16 protein-coding genes are annotated in these 16,518 nt (G+C 63.7%); 7 read left to right on the plus strand and 9 right to left on the minus strand.

Translation table 11 applies throughout. The annotated features are described in order from the left end of the window. Nucleotides 1-11 precede the first annotated feature (11 nt). Together F6X59_RS06540 and F6X59_RS06545 are read right to left on the minus strand one after the other, a co-directional pair. Nucleotides 12-497, minus strand: coding sequence for a twin-arginine translocation pathway signal protein (locus F6X59_RS06540; protein ID WP_152955523.1), 486 nt, complete (start codon nt 495-497; stop codon nt 12-14). Further along, nucleotides 497-1,927, minus strand: coding sequence for a coniferyl aldehyde dehydrogenase (locus tag F6X59_RS06545; protein WP_372240316.1), 1,431 nt, complete (start codon nt 1,925-1,927; stop codon nt 497-499). The genes F6X59_RS06540 and F6X59_RS06545 overlap by 1 nt, the downstream gene beginning before the upstream one ends. 150 nt (nt 1,928-2,077) lie before the next feature. Between F6X59_RS06545 and F6X59_RS06550 the strand changes: the two genes are divergently transcribed. Together F6X59_RS06550 and F6X59_RS06555 are read left to right on the plus strand one after the other, a co-directional pair. Further along, entirely contained in the window at nt 2,078-2,743 is a 666-nt protein-coding gene (locus tag F6X59_RS06550) for a TetR/AcrR family transcriptional regulator (RefSeq protein WP_152955524.1), read from the plus strand. A 34-nt stretch (nt 2,744-2,777) separates the two neighbouring features. Continuing rightward, nucleotides 2,778-3,632 (plus strand): sulfurtransferase, encoded by an 855-nt coding sequence (locus tag F6X59_RS06555; protein ID WP_152955525.1) that lies wholly within the window; start codon nt 2,778-2,780, stop codon nt 3,630-3,632. On the opposite strand, the gene F6X59_RS06560 is transcribed toward F6X59_RS06555, so the two are convergent. From F6X59_RS06560 to F6X59_RS06585, 6 genes are all read right to left on the minus strand, one after another. Then, a complete protein-coding gene (locus F6X59_RS06560) occupies nt 3,633-4,625 on the minus strand; it encodes a hydrolase (protein ID WP_152955526.1) in 993 nt (330 codons plus the stop codon). A 60-nt stretch (nt 4,626-4,685) separates the two neighbouring features. Beyond that, on the minus strand, nt 4,686-6,056 hold the full coding sequence (locus tag F6X59_RS06565; RefSeq protein ID WP_152955527.1) for a pitrilysin family protein: 1,371 nt from the start codon (nt 6,054-6,056) through the stop codon (nt 4,686-4,688). After that, nucleotides 6,049-7,350, minus strand: a complete 1,302-nt coding sequence (locus F6X59_RS06570) for a pitrilysin family protein (protein ID WP_152955528.1) — start codon at nt 7,348-7,350, stop codon at nt 6,049-6,051. Before F6X59_RS06570 ends, F6X59_RS06565 begins: the two co-directional genes overlap by 8 nt. A 93-nt stretch (nt 7,351-7,443) precedes the next feature. Next, the gene (gene rsmD / locus F6X59_RS06575) at nt 7,444-8,046 is read right to left on the minus strand and encodes a 16S rRNA (guanine(966)-N(2))-methyltransferase RsmD (protein WP_152955529.1); all 603 of its coding nucleotides are present in this window, start codon (nt 8,044-8,046) and stop codon (nt 7,444-7,446) included. Then, nucleotides 8,046-9,530, minus strand: coding sequence for a pitrilysin family protein (locus F6X59_RS06580; protein WP_152955530.1), 1,485 nt, complete (start codon nt 9,528-9,530; stop codon nt 8,046-8,048). Before F6X59_RS06580 ends, rsmD begins: the two co-directional genes overlap by 1 nt. After that, entirely contained in the window at nt 9,523-10,878 is a 1,356-nt protein-coding gene (locus F6X59_RS06585) for a pitrilysin family protein (protein ID WP_152955531.1), read from the minus strand. Before F6X59_RS06585 ends, F6X59_RS06580 begins: the two co-directional genes overlap by 8 nt. A gap of 232 nt (nt 10,879-11,110) precedes the next feature. On the opposite strand from F6X59_RS06585, the gene ftsY reads away from it, so the two are divergent. The 4 genes from ftsY to rpoH all read left to right on the plus strand — a co-directional run bounded on the left by ftsY (nt 11,111) and on the right by rpoH (nt 15,302). Continuing rightward, the gene (gene ftsY / locus F6X59_RS06590; RefSeq protein ID WP_152955532.1) at nt 11,111-12,637 is read left to right on the plus strand and encodes a signal recognition particle-docking protein FtsY; all 1,527 of its coding nucleotides are present in this window, start codon (nt 11,111-11,113) and stop codon (nt 12,635-12,637) included. A gap of 2 nt (nt 12,638-12,639) precedes the next feature. Further along, entirely contained in the window at nt 12,640-13,311 is a 672-nt protein-coding gene (ftsE, locus tag F6X59_RS06595; RefSeq protein ID WP_012274659.1) for a cell division ATP-binding protein FtsE, read from the plus strand. After that, the gene (ftsX, locus tag F6X59_RS06600) at nt 13,308-14,336 is read left to right on the plus strand and encodes a permease-like cell division protein FtsX (protein WP_152955533.1); all 1,029 of its coding nucleotides are present in this window, start codon (nt 13,308-13,310) and stop codon (nt 14,334-14,336) included. Before ftsE ends, ftsX begins: the two co-directional genes overlap by 4 nt. A 111-nt stretch (nt 14,337-14,447) precedes the next feature. Next, nucleotides 14,448-15,302 (plus strand): RNA polymerase sigma factor RpoH, encoded by an 855-nt coding sequence (rpoH, locus tag F6X59_RS06605; protein ID WP_054884203.1) that lies wholly within the window; start codon nt 14,448-14,450, stop codon nt 15,300-15,302. A 62-nt stretch (nt 15,303-15,364) separates the two neighbouring features. Here rpoH and mtgA read toward each other — a convergent pair whose 3' ends face one another. Further along, entirely contained in the window at nt 15,365-16,075 is a 711-nt protein-coding gene (gene mtgA, locus F6X59_RS06610; RefSeq protein WP_152955677.1) for a monofunctional biosynthetic peptidoglycan transglycosylase, read from the minus strand. A gap of 64 nt (nt 16,076-16,139) precedes the next feature. On the opposite strand from mtgA, the gene F6X59_RS06615 reads away from it, so the two are divergent. Beyond that, complete coding sequence (locus F6X59_RS06615; protein ID WP_152955534.1) at nt 16,140-16,511, plus strand: DUF423 domain-containing protein; 372 nt, start codon at nt 16,140-16,142, stop codon at nt 16,509-16,511. The last annotated feature ends 7 nt before the right edge of the window (nt 16,512-16,518 follow it).

A 16,518-nucleotide genomic window follows, 5' to 3' on the forward strand; every position in this document is an offset into this window, starting at 1 on the left:
TGCTCTTTTTGTCAGATCTTGGGTGGGCCGGGGTAGCCGCATGCGGCCCAGGCTTCCGGGCGTTCGTACCAGGCCATTTGCAGCAGTTGCAGCAGCGAGGCATGGCCCATGCGCAGCAGGTTCAGCGAGCTGTCCTGCCAGCGCTGCAGAAAGGCCGTTACCTGCGCACCGCTGGCCTGGTCCCAAGCCCCCCAGACGCCGGTCAAAGGGCCGCGGGTCAGCGGCAGGTTGAGCACATCGAACAGTTGCCGGGTGAGCTTGAGCATTTCCGGTGACAGCGCTGCCAGCTTGTGGTCGAGGCTGTGCAGCACCAGCTCGCCGTTTGCCGAGGTGCCGGCGAGTACCACCGGGACAAGTGCGAGCAGGGCCGGCAGGTCATCCTCACGCAGCACCTGGTAACCGGTTGCAGGCGTCTTGGCGCTGCAGCCGACCAGGCTGGCAGTACTCAGGAAAAGGCTGGCGCCCAGGCTGAAGCGCAGCAGGTCACGGCGCTGCATCAGCGGATGAACAACTTGTAGACCAGGCGCTGCAAGGCCTTGCCATAGGGCGGGTAGATCAGCCGCGCGGCATTCAGGCGCTGCTTGGCCAGCACTGCCTTGGCCTTGCTGAAGGTCAGGAAGCCTTCATGGCCATGGTAATGGCCCATGCCGGAGGGGCCGATACCGCCGAACGGCAAGTCGTCCTGGGCCACGTGCAGCAAGGTGTCGTTCAGGCACACGCCGCCGGAATGGCTGTGCTGCAGCACGTGCTGCTGCTCGCTGCGGTCGTAGCCGAAGTAGTACAGCGCCAAGGGGCGAGGGCGTTGATTGATGTAGGCCAGGGCCTCGTCGAGGTGGTCGTAAGGCACCAGCGGCAGCAGCGGGCCGAAGATCTCGTCCTGCATCACTTGCATGCTGTCGTTGACCCGGGTCAGCAGGTGCGGCGGCAGGCGTCGGCCCTGGCGGGTCTCGTCGGGGTACAGGTCGAGCACCTGGGCGCCCTTGCCGCGGGCGTCGTCCAGCAGGTGCTGCAGGCGCTGCAACTGCCGTGGGTTGATGATGGCACTGTAGTCGGGGTTGTCAGCGATGCGTGGGTACATGCGCTTCACCACGTTGCGGTAGGCATCGGCGAAGTCGTTCAGGCGGTCACGGGGCACCAGCACATAGTCGGGCGCGACGCAGGTCTGGCCGGCGTTGAGGGCCTTGCCGAAGGCGATACGCTCGGCAGCCGTGTTCAGCGGCACGCTGGCCGACACGATGGCCGGGGACTTGCCGCCCAACTCCAGGGTCACCGGGGTCAGGTTTTGCGCGGCCGCCAGCATGACCTGGCGGCCGATGCTTGTGGCGCCGGTAAACAGCAGGTGGTCGAAGGGCAGGCGAGCGAACGCCTGGCCGACTTCGACCTCGCCAAGTACCACGCTGACCAGATCTTCGGGGAAAACCCGCTCAATGAGCGCTTTGAGGGCTGCTCCACTGGCCGGTGTGGCTTCGCTCAACTTGAGCATGACCCGGTTGCCGGCAGCAAGGGCACAGGTCAACGGGCCGATGGCGAGGAACAGCGGGTAGTTCCACGGCACGATGATGCCAACCACTCCCAATGGCTGGTACAGCACCCGTGCGCTGGCCGGCTGGAAAGCCAGGCCCACTGCGCGCCGGGCCGGGCGCATCCAGCGTTGCAGGTGGCGCTCGGCATGGCGAATGCCTTGCACCGACGGTAGCAGCTCGGCCAGCAGCGTTTCGTCGGCACTGCGGCCGCTGAAGTCGGCATCGATGGCTTCGATAAGCGCTTGCTGGTCCGCCAGCAATGCCTCGCGCAGGCTTTTAAGCCACTGCCGCCGCTGTGCCGCAGGCGGCATGGGGTTGCCGGCAAAGGCCTGGCGCTGAGCGGCGAACGTCGCGTCAAGGTCGGTGTCGGAATGCACAGGAGGCAAGGCGATGGGCGAGGTCACGGCGGTCTCTCGTCTGGGCTTGAAGTCCCTAGAGCCTATACTCTAATTCGTACCATGGTGCGACTTTTTTAACCGGGAGAACGGTGCCCCCGTGGTGTGATTGACCGTAAGATGACCCATTATCGAAAGCCCGCAAACTGGGAGCTGAGCATGGCCCCGCGCATGAAGACCCGAGAGCGCATCGTGCAGAACAGCCTGGAGCTGTTCAACCTGCAGGGCGAACGCAGCGTCAGTACCAATCACATTGCCGCGCACATGGAAATTTCGCCCGGCAATCTGTACTACCACTTCCCCAACAAGCAGGCGATCATCGCCCTGCTGTTCAGCCAGTACGAAGAACTGGTGGACAGCTTCCTGCGCCCGCCGCAGGGCCGTATGGCCACGGTCGAGGACAAGCGCTTCTACCTCAAGGCGCTGCTCGCGGCGATGTGGAACTATCGCTTCCTGCACCGTGACCTGGAACACCTGCTGGAAAGCGACCCTGAACTGGCCGCCCGCTATCGGCGCTTTTCCGAGCGCTGCCTGCGCCAGGGCCAGGCGATCTACCGTGGCTTCGTCGACGCCGGGATCCTGGCCATGGAACCTGCGCAGATCGAGTCACTGACCATCAATGCCTGGATCGTGCTGACCTCATGGGTACGTTTTCTCAGCACCACGCGCGAACATTCCGCGCATCTGGGTGAAGAAGCCTTCAAACGTGGCGTCTATCAGGTGCTGGTGCTGGAGCTGGGCTTTGTCACCGGCAATGCCCGTGGCGCGGTGGACGCCCTGTGCCAGGAATTCCACGTTCCGTTCAATCAGGCCCTGGAACAGTAGCCAGGGCCTTCGTGCCATCGATCAGGAGATTGTCATGCCCCTTGCGCAATTGATCACCCCGCAACAGCTGGCCGAGCGTCTGGACTCGCCCAAGCTGGTGATCCTCGATTGTCGATTTGCCCTGGAGGATGTGGATTACGGCCAACGCAGCTATGCCGAGGGGCATATCGCCGGGGCGCATTTTGCCGACCTGGAGCGTGACCTGAGCGGGCCGGTGAGCAAGGGCCGTACCGGCCGCCATCCGCTGCCGGACCCGCACCGGCTGGTCGAGCGCTTGCGCGAGTGGGGCCTGGACGATGACAGCGAAGTGGTGCTGTACGACGATGGCCCTGGCGCGTTTGCTGCCCGCGCCTGGTGGTTGCTGGTCTGGTTGGGCAAGCGCAGCAACGTGGCCATCCTCGATGGCGGCCTCAAGGCCTGGCATGCGGCGCATTTGCCGCTGAGCCTGGATGCGCCAGCCAAGCGCGAGGGGACGTTCAGTGGCGAGGCGGACGCCAAGCTGCTGATCGACGCCGAGCACCTGGCCAAGCGCCTGGGCAGCCCTGACCTGACCCTGATCGATGCCCGTGCGCTGCCGCGCTTCCGGGGCGAAGTCGAGCCGATCGACCCTGTGGCAGGGCATATTCCGGGCGCCCAGTGCGCCGCCTTCAACGAGAACCTCGATGCCGATGGGCGTTTCCTGGCGCCGGAGCAGCTCAAGCTGCGCTTTGCAGAAAAGCTGGCAGGGCGCTCGCCAGAGCAACTGGTGGCCTATTGCGGGTCAGGGGTGACGGCATGCCATAACCTGTTTGCCCTGGCGCTGGCGGGGTATCCGCTGGGCAAGTTGTACGCAGGCTCCTGGAGCGAGTGGATCAATGATCCCAAGCATGGCGTGGCGACTGGGGAATAATCACTGACCGTCGACCAGCCACTGTGGAATCCGCCGCTCCAGGTAATAACCCGGGTTCCGCAGGCTGCCGTCGACAAACCCCACATGCCCACCCCGCGCGTGCAGCTCGAACTGTGTCTGCGCTGCCAGTTCACTGGCCGTGGGCAAGCTGTGGCCGAACACGAAAGGGTCATCGGTGGAATGGATGATCAGCGTCGGCGTGCGGTTTTCCCCCAGATAGAATCGGCTCGATGAGCGGCGATAGTAGTCGTGGGCATCGCTGAAGCCGTTCAGCGGCGCGGTGACCTTGCCATCGAAATCCCAGAACGTCTTCAGTCTGCCCAGAGGCCCCAACCGGTCGAGCGCGGCCAGGCCCTCATGGTGCCCGCGGTCACGGAAGTGTCGTTGTTTCAACTGCACATAGGCCATCATCTCGCGCATGAAATGCGCTTGGTACACCTTGGAAAAACCCAGGCCGATGCGGTCGGCGCACTGGTCCAGGCGAAACGGCACCGAGACGGCGACTGCGGCTTGCAATTGGCTGGCAGCGCCAGTTTCGCCCAGGTACTTGAGCAGTACATTGCCGCCCAGTGAGTAGCCAACGGCATACAACGGTGCCGATGGACGTTGAGCGTGCAGGTGAGCGACCACCTCGGCGAGGTCCTCGCTGGCCCCGGAGTGGTAGCTTCGCGGCAACAGGTTGGGTTCGCCCGAACAACCGCGCCAGTTCACCGCCACACTGGCCCAGCCCCGGGCTTGCAGCGATTGTTGCAAGCCCTTGACGTAGGGCGAATGGGACGAGCCGGTCAGGCCATGCAACACTAGCACTAGCGGCGCGTCCGGGCTGTGTGGCCCATGCCAGTCGAGGTCGAGAAAATCGCCATCGGCCAGCCACAGGCGTTCGCGGCTTCGTTCCAGCTCTGGCAGCTTGCGCCACAGTGGCCCCCACAGGGTTTGCAGGTGGGGGTTGGACAGGCCGATGGCCGGGCGGAACGTGGCGGAGAGACTGGGCATGCTGGGCGACTCGTGATGTGCCTGCGTAGACTGCCATGAAACCTCGCCACTGTACCTGCGCTATTGGTCGGGGGCTGGCAGAGGTTGTTGTTCGACGCTTGGGCCGACACTGACCTTTACGATGTAGCTTAGGTCGAGATGACGCTGCATGGCGGCGCGGACATCGGCCGGCGTCAAACGGTTGATGCGCTCGATGTAGGTGTTGAGATGATCGTCAGGTTGATGTTGATGGGTCAGATCCGCGAGCAATGCTGCCAGGCCTTTGTTCTGCGCGACACCGCGCAGCAACTGCCCTTCCTGCTGTTTGCGAGCCACTTGCAGCTCTGCTTGGGTTGGCCCTTGCTCAATGAAATCGCGCAGCAGGTTCACTACCAGTTGCTGGGAGCCTTCCACATGCGCGGGGGCGACCTCCCATTCGACGCTGAACAACCCGCCTGCCCGTAATGGCGATACACGGGTGTGCACGCCGTAAGTGAGGCCGCGGCGTTGGCGCAGTTCGACCATCAAGCGCGATTCGAGCCCTTCTCCCAGTACATCGCTGGCCAGTACCAGGGCCGGGAACTGCGGATCATTGGCGGGCACGTTCAAGGGAAGTGCCAGCAGGACAGCGCTGCTCGCGCCAGGCTGTTCGACTTTTATGGTCGTGCCGGTGGCGGCTGGGACAGTTGGCAGATCTGTTGCCGACCAATGCTGTGGCAGCGCTTGGCTGATCTGCTGTGAGAGTGCTTGGGCTTCTGCGAAAGAAAGGTCGCCGACCACGACCATCTCCAGGTTGCTGGCGGAGTAGGCGCGTTGGTGGAATTTCCGCAAATCGTCGGTGGTAACCGCCGCTACACCTTGTTCGGAGCTGCCTAGTGGGCTGCCATAAGGATGGCCACTGAACAGGTGGCGGAAGGCTTCGCTACGCGCCCTCGATACAGGACGCCACTCGCGTGACGCGTTGCTCCGCAGCAACTGCTGCTTGATCTTGTCCAGAGCGGGGGAGAGGAATGCAGGTCGTGCCACAAGGTCGGTGAAAAGCGCCAGGGACGGCTTCAGCACGGCCGGGGTGCTCAGGCTGCGCAGGCTCAACGTCGCATGTTCCAGACGTATCTGCTTTTCTCTAATCGCCCCCAGGCGTTCCAGCTGAACGGCCTGCTGGATGGCCGTGTACTGCTGGCTACCCTCATCAAGCATGTACAGCGTCAAGGCTGCCAGGCCGGAGTGCTCAGTGTCCTGAACCGTACCGGCCTTGAACCTCAGTACTACGTCAACGATAGGTAACCCACGGGCTTCGACGAATTTCACGCCTGTGCCCGCTGCCGTCGTCCAGGCTTGCACCTGCGTCTGGATGGGCTCGAACTGATCCAGGTCGAGCCCTTGGGCGCAGAGCAGGCTGCCGTAAATGCTGTTGGTTTCGGTAGGCTTTGGAGCCGTAGTCAAGTCATGCATGGGCGCTTTCCTTGTTGTGCATGAAAGTAATGGCAGCGCGGGAATCGGTCAGGAACTCAAGGGCGACTTGGCCGACCTGTTCGGCCGTCACGGCTTCGATGGCATGTCGCTCATTCTCCAGCTCAATGGGGTCCAGGCCACAGGCGGCCTGTTTGCCAATGGCTTGAGCTTGCTTGTCGATGTCGTCCTTTTCGAACACCTGCCTGGCCAGTAAGCGAGCCTTGGCGCGATGAAGGTCTTCCCTGGAAGGTGCCGAATGGCTAAAGGCTTCGATTTCCAGCAACAGCCTTTCGGCTGCGATCTCCGGCGTTACCTGGGGACTGCAAAATGCGTAGAGCTCGAGCAAACTGTCACCCCGCTGCCAGGGTTCGTAGGCTGAGCTCAGGGCCTGCAGAATCGGGTCATCCAGCACCAGTCGTTGTTGCAGGGTGCTGCTCTGCCCGTCGGCAAGCAGGTCGGGCAGAAGCCGCAATGCATAAGCCTGCTCGTCGGACTGGGCCGTACATTGGCTGGGGATATTGAAACTGAGCATCGTGCCTGTGTACTGGCCCGGTAGCCTCAGCGTCTGATGACGGCGATTCTGCAGCGGGGGCGCGGAGGGTGCTTCTCGCGCAGGCAGGCGGTTGGCGGGGATCGTTGCAAAGTGCCGCATTACCAGGCTTTGCAACTGTGCCAGGGTGATATCGCCCGATACTGCAAGCGTGGCGTTGTTGGGTCGGTACCAGGTCTGGTACCACGTACGGGCCGCAGCAGGCGTGAGGTGCTCGAGATCAGCCTTGTGGCCAATGATGGGCGTGCCATAGCCACCGGTGCCGTAAGCCAGTAACCGGTGATGTTCCAATGCCAGTGCCAACGGGCTGTTGTCGACCTGCTCTCGGCGCTCGGCCATGACTACGTTCAGTTCGCGAGCGAAAGGTGTATCGCTGAGTGTGGCGCTCGCCATGACGTCGGCCATGGCTTCCAGGGCAACCTCCAGGCGGCTGGCTGGCAGTGTCAGCGGAAATACCGTGGCGTCGGTCAAGGTGAAGGCATTCGGTTCACCGCCAAGACGAGTCATGACGGCCGAATATTGGCCACCTGCCAGTTTGCTGCTGCCCTCGAACAGCAAGTGTTCCAGGGCATGGGAAAGGCCGGAATGGCCTGCTGGCTCGTAGCTCGACCCGACGTGATACCACAGCTGCACACTGACCAGCGGCGCACGATGGTCTTCGCGCAGGTAGATGCGCAGGCCGTTGGCGAGGGTGAATGATTGAACGTTGCTGCCCAGGATGGGCGCCGAAGTGCGATCGGTCATGGTTGAAGTACTCCTGCAAGAATGCAGGAGCAGCTTCAACCATGGCTGCGGCGGGTTTGCGGTAACTAAGTACGGCTAGCCAGCGTTAGGGGTTCAGCCGCGTTGCCAGAGCGCGTAGTGCACCTGGCCAGTCTTTTTCTCGCGGTGCAGGCGCCAGTTGCCGGGCATCGGCAGCGTCGAAGGTGCGGCCTCGCTTTCGGTGTAGATCCACGCCTGTTCACGCAGCCACTGGTTCTGTTCCAGCAGGTTGCAGGTGTTGGCCAGCAGGTCCTGGTGGAACGGCGGGTCGAGGAACACCACGTCGAACTGCTGCTTGGCCGGGTTCTGCAGGTAGCGCAGTGCGTCGGTCTGCAGGATTTGCCCGCGTGGGCAGCGCAGGATCTCGAGGTTGTTCTTCAGGTTGCTGATGGCAGCCGGGTTGCTGTCCAGCGCCACGGCATCCTCGGCGCCACGGGACAGCGCCTCCAGCACCAGGGCGCCACTGCCGGTGAAGGCATCCAGCACCTGTGCGCCTTCGATGTAGGGCGCCAACCAATTGAACACGGTTTCGCGCACGCGGTCAGGCGTTGGGCGCAGGCCTTCGCCTTCCGGTACCGCCAGGCGGCGGCTGCGCCACTCGCCGGCGATGATGCGCAGGTGACCCTGGCCCTTGCTTTGGCCCTGCTGCGGGCGGGCGGGAGGGGTGGATCTAGGCATTAGTGCTCCGGTACGCCGAGCGGCTGCTCGGACGGTTTGTCAGTGGGGGCGGGCAGCGGCTGCTGTGGCACTTTCGGGCCAACGGTAACAATCACCAGTTTATCGGCTGCCAGGTGCTTGTTCATCGCCGCTTTGACCTGATCGACGGTCAGTGCCTGGGACTGCTGCATGAAGTCTTCCAGCCAGGTCAGTGGCAGGTTGTAGAAACCGATCGCGCCGAGTTGGCCGACGATGCTGGCATTACTGGCATTGGACAGCGGGAAGCTGCCGGCCAGTTCGCGTTTGGCGTCGTCCAGTTCCTGCTGGGTCGGGCCGCTCTTGAGGTAATCGGCGAGGATATCCCGCACCAGCTTGAGCGTGCCTTCACTGAGTTCGGCACGGGTCTGCAGGTTGATCATGAACGGGCCACGCACCTGCATCGGGCTGAACACCGAATACACGCCGTAGGTCAGGCCGCGTTTTTCGCGGACTTCGCTCATCAGGCGGGTGCCGAAGGCGCCGCCGCCGAGGATCTGGTTGCCCAGCGAGAGGGCCGGCCAGTCCGGGTCCTGGCGGTCGATACCGAGCTCGGCGAGCATCAGGTGAGTCTGCTTGCTCGGAAAGTCGATATGGGTGACGCCAGCCTTGGGTTCAACCGGCTGGGCTGGAGCGGCCAATGCCGGGCCTTTGGGCAGGGCGGCGGATACCTGGGCGGCGACCGCCTCGGCTTCCTCGCGGCTGAGGTCGCCGACCAGGGCGATCACTGCGTTGCCAGCGGTATAGGCTTTGGCGTGGAAGGCGCGTAGCTGCTCAAGGGTGATGCCCGGCACGCTCTCGGCACTGCCATCGCTTGGCTGAGCGTAAGGGTGGTCGCCGTAGAGCTTGCTGAACAGGGCCTTGCCGGCAATCTTGCCAGGGTTCTGCTTCTCATACTCGAAACCGGCCAGCAGCTGGTTCTTGATGCGTTTCAGTGCATCTTCCGGGAAGGTCGGCTTGCCGGTCACTTCGGCGAACAGCTTGAGGGCTGGCTCGCGCTTGTCCTTGGCGCTCAGGCTGCGCAGCGAAGCCACGGCCATGTCGCGGTAGGAGCCGTTGCCAAAGTCGGCACCCAGGCCCTCGAAGCCTTCGGCGATGGCGGTCACGTCCTTGCCTGCCACACCCTCGTTAAGCATGGCGTTGGTCAGGGTGGCCAACCCTGGGGTGTTGCCATCCTGGCTGCTGCCAGCGGCAAAGGTCACGCGCAGGTCGAACATCGGCAGCTCGCGGGCTTCGACGAACAGCACCCGGGCGCCTTCGGCGGTGGTCCAGTTCTGGATGTTCAGCTGGCGCCGGCTGGGCGCCTTGCCATCAAGCTCGGCCAGCGATTGCAGGGTGTTGGCCGGGCGTGCGGCGCTGCCTTCGGCTTCTGAATGGGCCGGCCGGGCGAGTACTGCAGCCATCGCCACCACCAGCGCGATGATGCCCGTGCCGATCAGGGTGTAGCGTGGTGCGCTGCGATCACTCATGAGCGGACTCCTCGGGCAGTACGTGGGCAACGCTCAGGCGTTCGCGGGTGAAATAGGTGCGTGCAGCGTTTTGCACGTCTTCCGGGGTGACGCGCTTGAGCTCGTCCAGTTCGCTGTCGATCAGCTTCCAGGACAGGCCGACGGTTTCCAGCTGGCCGATGGTGGTGGCCTGGCTGCTGATGGAATCGCGGTCGTAGACCAGGCCGGCGATGACCTGGGCACGCACGCGCTCCAGCTCTTCGGCGCTTGGCGGGGTGGTCTTGAGCTCGTCGAGCAGCTGCCAGACGCCTTTTTCGACGTCGGCCAGGGTTTTTTGCTTCTGCACGTTCGGCGTGGCCGAGATCAGGAACAGGCTGTCGCCACGGGTGAAGGCGTTGTAGCTGGACGAGGCGCCGGCCACCAGCTCCTGGCCACGTTCCAGGCGTGCCGGCATGCGCGCGCTGTAGCCGCCATCGAGCAGGGCCGAGATCAGCCGCAGGGCGTGCACCGTGCGTGGGTCTTTGGCGGTGGCCAGGCCCGGTACGTTGAAACCGTAGATCAGGCTCGGCAACTGGGTGCGCACGTGCAACGTCAGCTGGCGCTGGCCCGGTTCGGCCAGTTCCAGGGGCAGTTTGGCGGGGGGCACGGCGCGCTTGGGAATGCTGGCGAAGTATTTCTGCGCGAGGCCTTTGACCTCGTCGGCGGTGACATCGCCAACCACCACCAGGGTGGCATTGTTCGGTGCGTACCAGGATTCGTACCAGTGGCGCAGCTCCTCGACCTTCATGCGTTCGAGGTCGGCCATCCAGCCGATGGTCGGGGTGTGGTAGCCGCTGGCCGGGAAGGCCATGGCACGGAACAGCTCGAAAGCCTTGGAACTTGGCTGGTCATCGGTACGCAGGCGGCGCTCTTCCTTGATTACCTCGATTTCGCGGGCGAACTCGTCGGCAGGCAGGCGCAGGCTGGCCAGGCGGTCGGCTTCCAGTTCAAAGGCCACCGGCAGGCGGTCGCGGGCCAGCACCTGGTAGTAGGCGGTGTAGTCGTCGCTGGTAAAGGCGTTCTCCTCCGCGCCGAGGTCCCGCAGAATGCGCGAGGCCTCGCCGGGGCCGATCTTGGCGCTGCCCTTGAACATCATGTGCTCCAGGGCATGGGACAAGCCGGTCTGGCCCGGGGTCTCGTAGCTGGAGCCGACCTTGTACCAGATCTGCGAGACGACCACGGGGGCTCGGTGGTCTTCGCGCACGACCACTTTCAGGCCGTTGTCGAGGATGAATTCGTGGGTCGGCTGCACGTCGGCGGCCAATGCCGCGAGCGGCAGGCAGAGCGTGCTGAGCAACAGGCCAGCGGCGCGGCGGGCTAGAGCATTCATACGGTGATTAACCTGTTCGGCGGCCCGCTGGTTTAGCGTCGGCGGGCCAGGAGGTGCTAGGATACTGATCCGGTTGCCTGGCGACCATGCCTGTCGCCGTTCTGGCCCGCAGGCCCATTAAGACAAAACATTGCGCATGAACCAGTCGGATTCAAAATAGTCTGTTCTGCGTTTAGAGAATTCCCGATGTGCCAGTTGCTGGCCCATCGCTACCCTGAGATAGCCGTCTTCCATGTTTGGTTCCAACGACGACAAAAAAGCGCCGGCCGAGGCTGGCGAGAAAAAAGGCCTGTTCAGCTGGTTTCGCAAGAAGCCGCAGCAACCTGTCGCCGAACAGCCTCAAACGCCTGAGCCGCCAGCGCCCGAGGTGCAGCCAGCCGAGCCGGTAGCAGCACAGCCCGCCGTTGAGCAGCCGCTTGTCGAGGCGCAGCAACCGGCGCCGGTCGAGCCTGTGCCGGTCGAGCCCCTGCCCCCGGTGGTCGAAGCGCCTGTGCCAGAGCTGGTCGCTTCCCAGCCATTGCAGGCGCCCGAGCCTGAGCCGATTGCGTCTGCACCGCTGATCGCACCGACCCCTGAACCTGTCGCCTCCATGCCGCTGCAAGCGGCGCCGGTCGAGCCTGCCCCGGTGGTCGAGCATGCCGCCCCTGTCAGCAACCTGGTGCTTCCGGTAGCCGAAGAGCCGGTGGCGCTGGTGCCGGACCTGGAGCCGAAGGCGCCACCGGTGATACCGGAACGTCCCGCGCCAGAGCCGGTGGTCGTGGCCTCTGCGCCTGCCCCTATCGAGCCTGAGCCCGCCCCGGTGGTTGCTGCTCCGGTTGCCACCGAGCAGTCCAAGCCCGGTTTCTTCGCCCGCCTCAAGCAGGGCCTGTCGAAGACCAGCGCCAGCATCGGCGAAGGCATGGCCAGCCTGTTCCTGGGCAAGAAGGTCATCGATGACGACCTGCTCGACGAGATCGAGACCCGCCTGTTGACCGCCGACGTCGGTGTCGAAGCCACTTCGACCATCGTCCAGAACCTGACCCAGAAGGTTGCCCGCAAGCAGCTGGCTGACGCTGATGCGCTGTACAAGTCGCTGCAGGAAGAGCTGGCCGCACTGCTGCGCCCGGTCGAGCAGCCGCTGAAGGTCCAGGCGCAGAACAAGCCCTACGTGATCCTCGTGGTCGGCGTGAATGGTGCCGGCAAGACCACCACCATCGGCAAGCTGGCCAAGAAGCTGCAGCTGGAAGGCAAGAAGGTCATGCTGGCTGCCGGTGACACCTTCCGTGCCGCTGCCGTGGAGCAGCTGCAGGTCTGGGGCGAGCGCAACCAGATCCCGGTGATCGCCCAGCACACTGGCGCCGACTCCGCCTCGGTGATCTTCGACGCCGTGCAGGCCGCCAAGGCCCGTGGTGTCGATGTGCTGATCGCCGACACCGCCGGCCGCCTGCACACCAAAGACAACCTGATGGAAGAGCTGAAGAAGGTCCGCCGGGTAATCGGCAAGCTCGACGCCGAAGCACCGCACGAGGTGCTGCTGGTGCTCGACGCCGGTACCGGGCAGAACGCCATCAGCCAGGCCAAGTACTTCAACCAGAGCGTCGAACTGACCGGCCTGGCCCTGACCAAGCTGGACGGCACTGCCAAAGGTGGGGTGATCTTCGCCCTGGCCAAGCAGTTCAAGCTGCCGATCCGCTTCATCGGTGTCGGTGAAGGCATCGACGACCTGCGCACCTTCGAAGCCGAGCCGTTCGTCAAGGCTCTGTTCGCCGAGCGAGACTGACCATGATCCGATTCGAACAGGTTGCCAAGCGCTACCCAAATGGCCATGTCGGCTTGCATGAGCTGAGTTTCCGGGCGCGCCGGGGCGAGTTCCTGTTCGTCACCGGGCACTCGGGTGCGGGCAAGAGCACCTTGCTGCGCCTGTTGCTGGCCATGGAGCGCCCGACCAGTGGCAAGCTGATGCTGGCCGGGCAGGACCTGGGCCAGATCAGCAATGCCCAGATCCCGTTCCTGCGTCGGCAGATTGGCGTGGTGTTCCAGAACCACCAGCTGCTGTTCGACCGCACGGTGTTCAACAACATCGCCCTGCCGCTGCAGATTCTCGGCTTGTCCAAGGCCGAGATTGCCAAGCGCGTGGATTCGGCGCTGGAGCGGGTGTCGCTGTCCGACAAGGGCGAGCTATTCCCGGCTGACTTATCCACCGGCCAGCAGCAGCGGGTTGGTATTGCCCGCGCCATTGTTCACCAGCCGGCCCTGCTGCTGGCGGATGAACCCACTGGTAACCTCGACCCGCGCCTGGCCGCGGAGATCATGGGGGTTTTCGAGGACATCAACCGCCTGGGCACCACGGTTCTGATCGCCAGTCACGACCTGGCACTGATTGCGCGCATGCGCCACCGCATGCTGACCTTGCAGCGCGGTCGTCTGATCGGCGATGGGGAGGCCGGGCAATGAGCACTACACGTACACCAAAGGTTTCCGAGCGCGTTGCGCCGAAGGCTGCCGACCCGCAGCCGGCCAAGAAGAAAGGCGGCGATCACGACGACGACGGCCCGGACTTCCGCACCCTGCTGCACGCCTGGTTGGAAAGCCATCGCGCCAGCCTGGCCGACAGCTTGCGACGCCTGGGCAAGCAGCCGATCGGCAGCTTCTTCACCTGCCTGGTGATGGCCGTGGCGCTGAGCATGCCCATGGGCTTGTCGCTGCTGTTGAAGAATATCGAGGTGCTGGGTGGCTCCTGGCAGCGCGCGGCGCAAATTTCGCTGTACCTGAAGCTTGATGCAGGTAGCCAGCAGGGTGAAGCGTTGCGGGACGACATCAAGCGCATGCCGGGTGTCGCCGAAGCCCAGTACGTCAGCCCCGCGCAGGCCCTGGAAGAGTTTCAGCAGCAGTCCGGGCTGGGCGAGGCCCTGCGCGAACTGCCCGACAACCCGTTGCCCGGTGTGGTGGTGGTGACCCCGACCGAAGTCGACAAACCGGCCCTGGAAGCCCTGCGTCAGCGCCTGTCGGAGCTGCCAAGGGTGGAGAACGCGCAGTTGGACCTGGTATGGGTGGAGCGCCTGGCGGCGATCCTCAAGCTGGGCGACCGTTTTGTCTTCGGCCTGGCGGTGATGCTGATTTCTGCGTTGTTGTTAGTAATCGGTAACACAATTCGTCTACATATTGAAAACCGCCGCATCGAGATCGAAGTGATCAAGCTGGTGGGGGGCACAGACAGCTACGTACGCCGGCCTTTCCTGTACATGGGCGCCTTGTACGGCCTGGGTGCGGGCTTGCTGGCCTGGGCCATCCTGGCCTTCGGCCTGAACTGGCTGAACGAGGCCGTGGTAGGGCTGTCCGGGCTGTATGGCAGTGACTTCGCCCTGGGCGGGGTGCCGGCGTCCGATGGTCTGTCGCTCTTGATCGGAGCGGTGTTGTTGGGGTATATCGGTGCATGGATTGCAGTCGCCCGCCACTTGAACGAGCTGGCGCCGCGATAGTGTTTACGTGCCAGCATTGACATTTTCTTCACGATGGAACTTGTACGGTCGTTCCGGGTCAATGTAGGCAGCGCTCACAAGGCGCGAGTTTAGTAAGTCGGAGGTTCTTGAATGACCACATCGTTGCAACCTGCCTATGCCCTGGTGCCCGGTGCAAACCTGGAAGCCTACGTGCACACGGTCAACAGCATCCCGCTGTTGTCTGTCGAGCAGGAGCGTGATCTGGCCGAGCGTCTCTATTACGAGCAGGATCTCGAGGCCGCTCGGCAAATGGTGATGGCCCACCTGCGTTTCGTTGTACATATTGCGCGTAGCTATGCAGGCTACGGGCTGGCCCAGGCCGACCTTATCCAGGAAGGCAACGTCGGCCTGATGAAGGCGGTCAAGCGCTTCAACCCGGAAATGGGTGTGCGCCTGGTGTCCTTCGCCGTGCACTGGATCAAGGCAGAGATTCACGAATTCATCTTGCGCAACTGGCGCATCGTCAAGGTCGCCACCACCAAGGCCCAGCGCAAGCTGTTCTTCAACCTGCGCAGCCAGAAGAAGCGTCTGGCCTGGTTGAACAACGACGAAGTGCATCGCGTTGCAGAAAGCCTCGGCGTCGAGCCACGTGAAGTGCGCGAGATGGAAAGCCGCCTGAGTGGCCAGGACATGGCCTTCGACCCGGCAGCCGAAGCGGATGACGACAGCGCCTTCCAGTCGCCAGCGCATTATCTGGAAGACCACCGCTACGACCCGGCTGTGCAGCTGGAGGATGCCGACTGGAGTGACAACTCCACCAGCAACCTGCACGAAGCACTGCAAGGCCTGGATGACCGTAGTCGCGATATTCTCTACCAGCGCTGGCTGGCGGAAGAAAAGGCCACGTTGCATGAGCTGGCTGACAAGTACAGCGTTTCGGCTGAGCGGATTCGCCAGTTGGAGAAGAATGCGATGAACAAGGTCAAGGCGCTGATCACCGTCTGATCAAGCCAGGCTGCATTGAAAAGCCGCTGACCCGAGAGGGGCAGCGGCTTTTTTGTTGAGGCTTACGGCCTGCGCGAGCTGTCCAGTTGCATCAGGTAGCTGGGCCCGCCCAGCTGGCTCATTTGCCGACGAATCCAGCCCGCCCGGCTTGCCACATAGGCGCTGGGCCGGCTGGCACTCCACTTGATCGGGCTCGGCAGCACTGCGGCCAGTTGTGCGGCCTGCTGGCGGGTCAGTTGGCTGGCATCGACGCCAAAGTGGTAACGCGCCGCGGCCTGGGCGCCGAACACGCCTTTACCCCACTCGGCGCTGTTCAGGTATACCTCGAGAATCCGCTCCTTCGACCAGAACAGTTCGATCAGCGCGGTGAACCAGGCCTCCAGCCCCTTGCGGAACCAGCTACGGCCCGACCACAGGAACAGGTTCTTGGCCACCTGCTGGGACAGGGTGCTGGCACCACGAATGCTGCCACCGCGTTCGTTGTACGCCAGCGCCGCCTGGATGGCCGGAATGTCGAAGCCCCAATGGCTGGCGAACTTCTGGTCTTCACCGGCGATGACCGCCACCTTGAGCTCGTCGGAGATCTTCTCCCACGGTTCCCAGTCGCGCTGCAGGTCGATCGGCTCGCCACTTACCCATGATTGCACCTTGCGCTCAAGCATCAAGGCTGTGCCAGGCGGTGGTACCCAGCGAAACACCAACACCAGCACGATGCTGCCGGCAGCGAACCAGAGCAGGGCGCGGGCGAGGCGGCGGAGAATGGATGACAGCATGGCGATGGCTTGGCCGGACCGGTGGAACGGGCCATTATACAGACCCGATACAAGGAGTCGTCCCATGCTTCGCAGCTTCCTCATGCTCGCTGCTTTCTTCGGCTTTACCGGCGTCGCCCTGGGCGCGTTCGCCGCACATGGGCTGAAGAACCGCCTGACGGCCGACTATCTGGCCATTTTCCATACGGGGGTGACCTATCAGCTGGTACATGCCCTGGCAATCTTCGCTGTCGCCTTGCTGTCGGCGCACTTGCCGGGGCGCCTGGTCGGCTGGGCTGGCGGTCTGTTCGCCCTCGGGATCGTGCTGTTCTCCGGCAGCCTGTACCTGCTGACCCTCAGCGGCCTCGGCAAACTGGGTATCATCACCCCCATCGGCGGCCTGTGCTTCCTCGCCGGTTGGCTGTGCCTGGGCCTGGCTGCCTGGCGCCTGGGCTGACCAAGCG

The sequence above is a fragment of the Pseudomonas sp. MN1F genome (assembly GCF_009391885.1).
Classification (GTDB): domain Bacteria; phylum Pseudomonadota; class Gammaproteobacteria; order Pseudomonadales; family Pseudomonadaceae; genus Aquipseudomonas.

What these genes read in the sequence shown, in the direction of transcription:
- F6X59_RS06580 (WP_152955530.1), bottom strand. Translation starts at nt 9,530, where the DNA reads ATGAGTGATCGCAGCGCACCACGCTACACCCTGATCGGCACGGGCATC.
- F6X59_RS06570 (WP_152955528.1), bottom strand. Translation starts at nt 7,350, where the DNA reads ATGACCGATCGCACTTCGGCGCCCATCCTGGGCAGCAACGTTCAATCA.
- rpoH (WP_054884203.1), top strand. Translation starts at nt 14,448, where the DNA reads ATGACCACATCGTTGCAACCTGCCTATGCCCTGGTGCCCGGTGCAAAC.
- F6X59_RS06560 (WP_152955526.1), bottom strand. Translation starts at nt 4,625, where the DNA reads ATGCCCAGTCTCTCCGCCACGTTCCGCCCGGCCATCGGCCTGTCCAAC.
- rsmD (WP_152955529.1), bottom strand. Translation starts at nt 8,046, where the DNA reads ATGCCTAGATCCACCCCTCCCGCCCGCCCGCAGCAGGGCCAAAGCAAG.
- ftsE (WP_012274659.1), top strand. Translation starts at nt 12,640, where the DNA reads ATGATCCGATTCGAACAGGTTGCCAAGCGCTACCCAAATGGCCATGTC.
- F6X59_RS06555 (WP_152955525.1), top strand. Translation starts at nt 2,778, where the DNA reads ATGCCCCTTGCGCAATTGATCACCCCGCAACAGCTGGCCGAGCGTCTG.
- F6X59_RS06550 (WP_152955524.1), top strand. Translation starts at nt 2,078, where the DNA reads ATGGCCCCGCGCATGAAGACCCGAGAGCGCATCGTGCAGAACAGCCTG.
- F6X59_RS06540 (WP_152955523.1), bottom strand. Translation starts at nt 497, where the DNA reads ATGCAGCGCCGTGACCTGCTGCGCTTCAGCCTGGGCGCCAGCCTTTTC.
- F6X59_RS06615 (WP_152955534.1), top strand. Translation starts at nt 16,140, where the DNA reads ATGCTTCGCAGCTTCCTCATGCTCGCTGCTTTCTTCGGCTTTACCGGC.
- F6X59_RS06585 (WP_152955531.1), bottom strand. Translation starts at nt 10,878, where the DNA reads ATGAATGCTCTAGCCCGCCGCGCCGCTGGCCTGTTGCTCAGCACGCTC.
- ftsX (WP_152955533.1), top strand. Translation starts at nt 13,308, where the DNA reads ATGAGCACTACACGTACACCAAAGGTTTCCGAGCGCGTTGCGCCGAAG.
- F6X59_RS06565 (WP_152955527.1), bottom strand. Translation starts at nt 6,056, where the DNA reads ATGCATGACTTGACTACGGCTCCAAAGCCTACCGAAACCAACAGCATT.
- mtgA (WP_152955677.1), bottom strand. Translation starts at nt 16,075, where the DNA reads ATGCTGTCATCCATTCTCCGCCGCCTCGCCCGCGCCCTGCTCTGGTTC.
- ftsY (WP_152955532.1), top strand. Translation starts at nt 11,111, where the DNA reads ATGTTTGGTTCCAACGACGACAAAAAAGCGCCGGCCGAGGCTGGCGAG.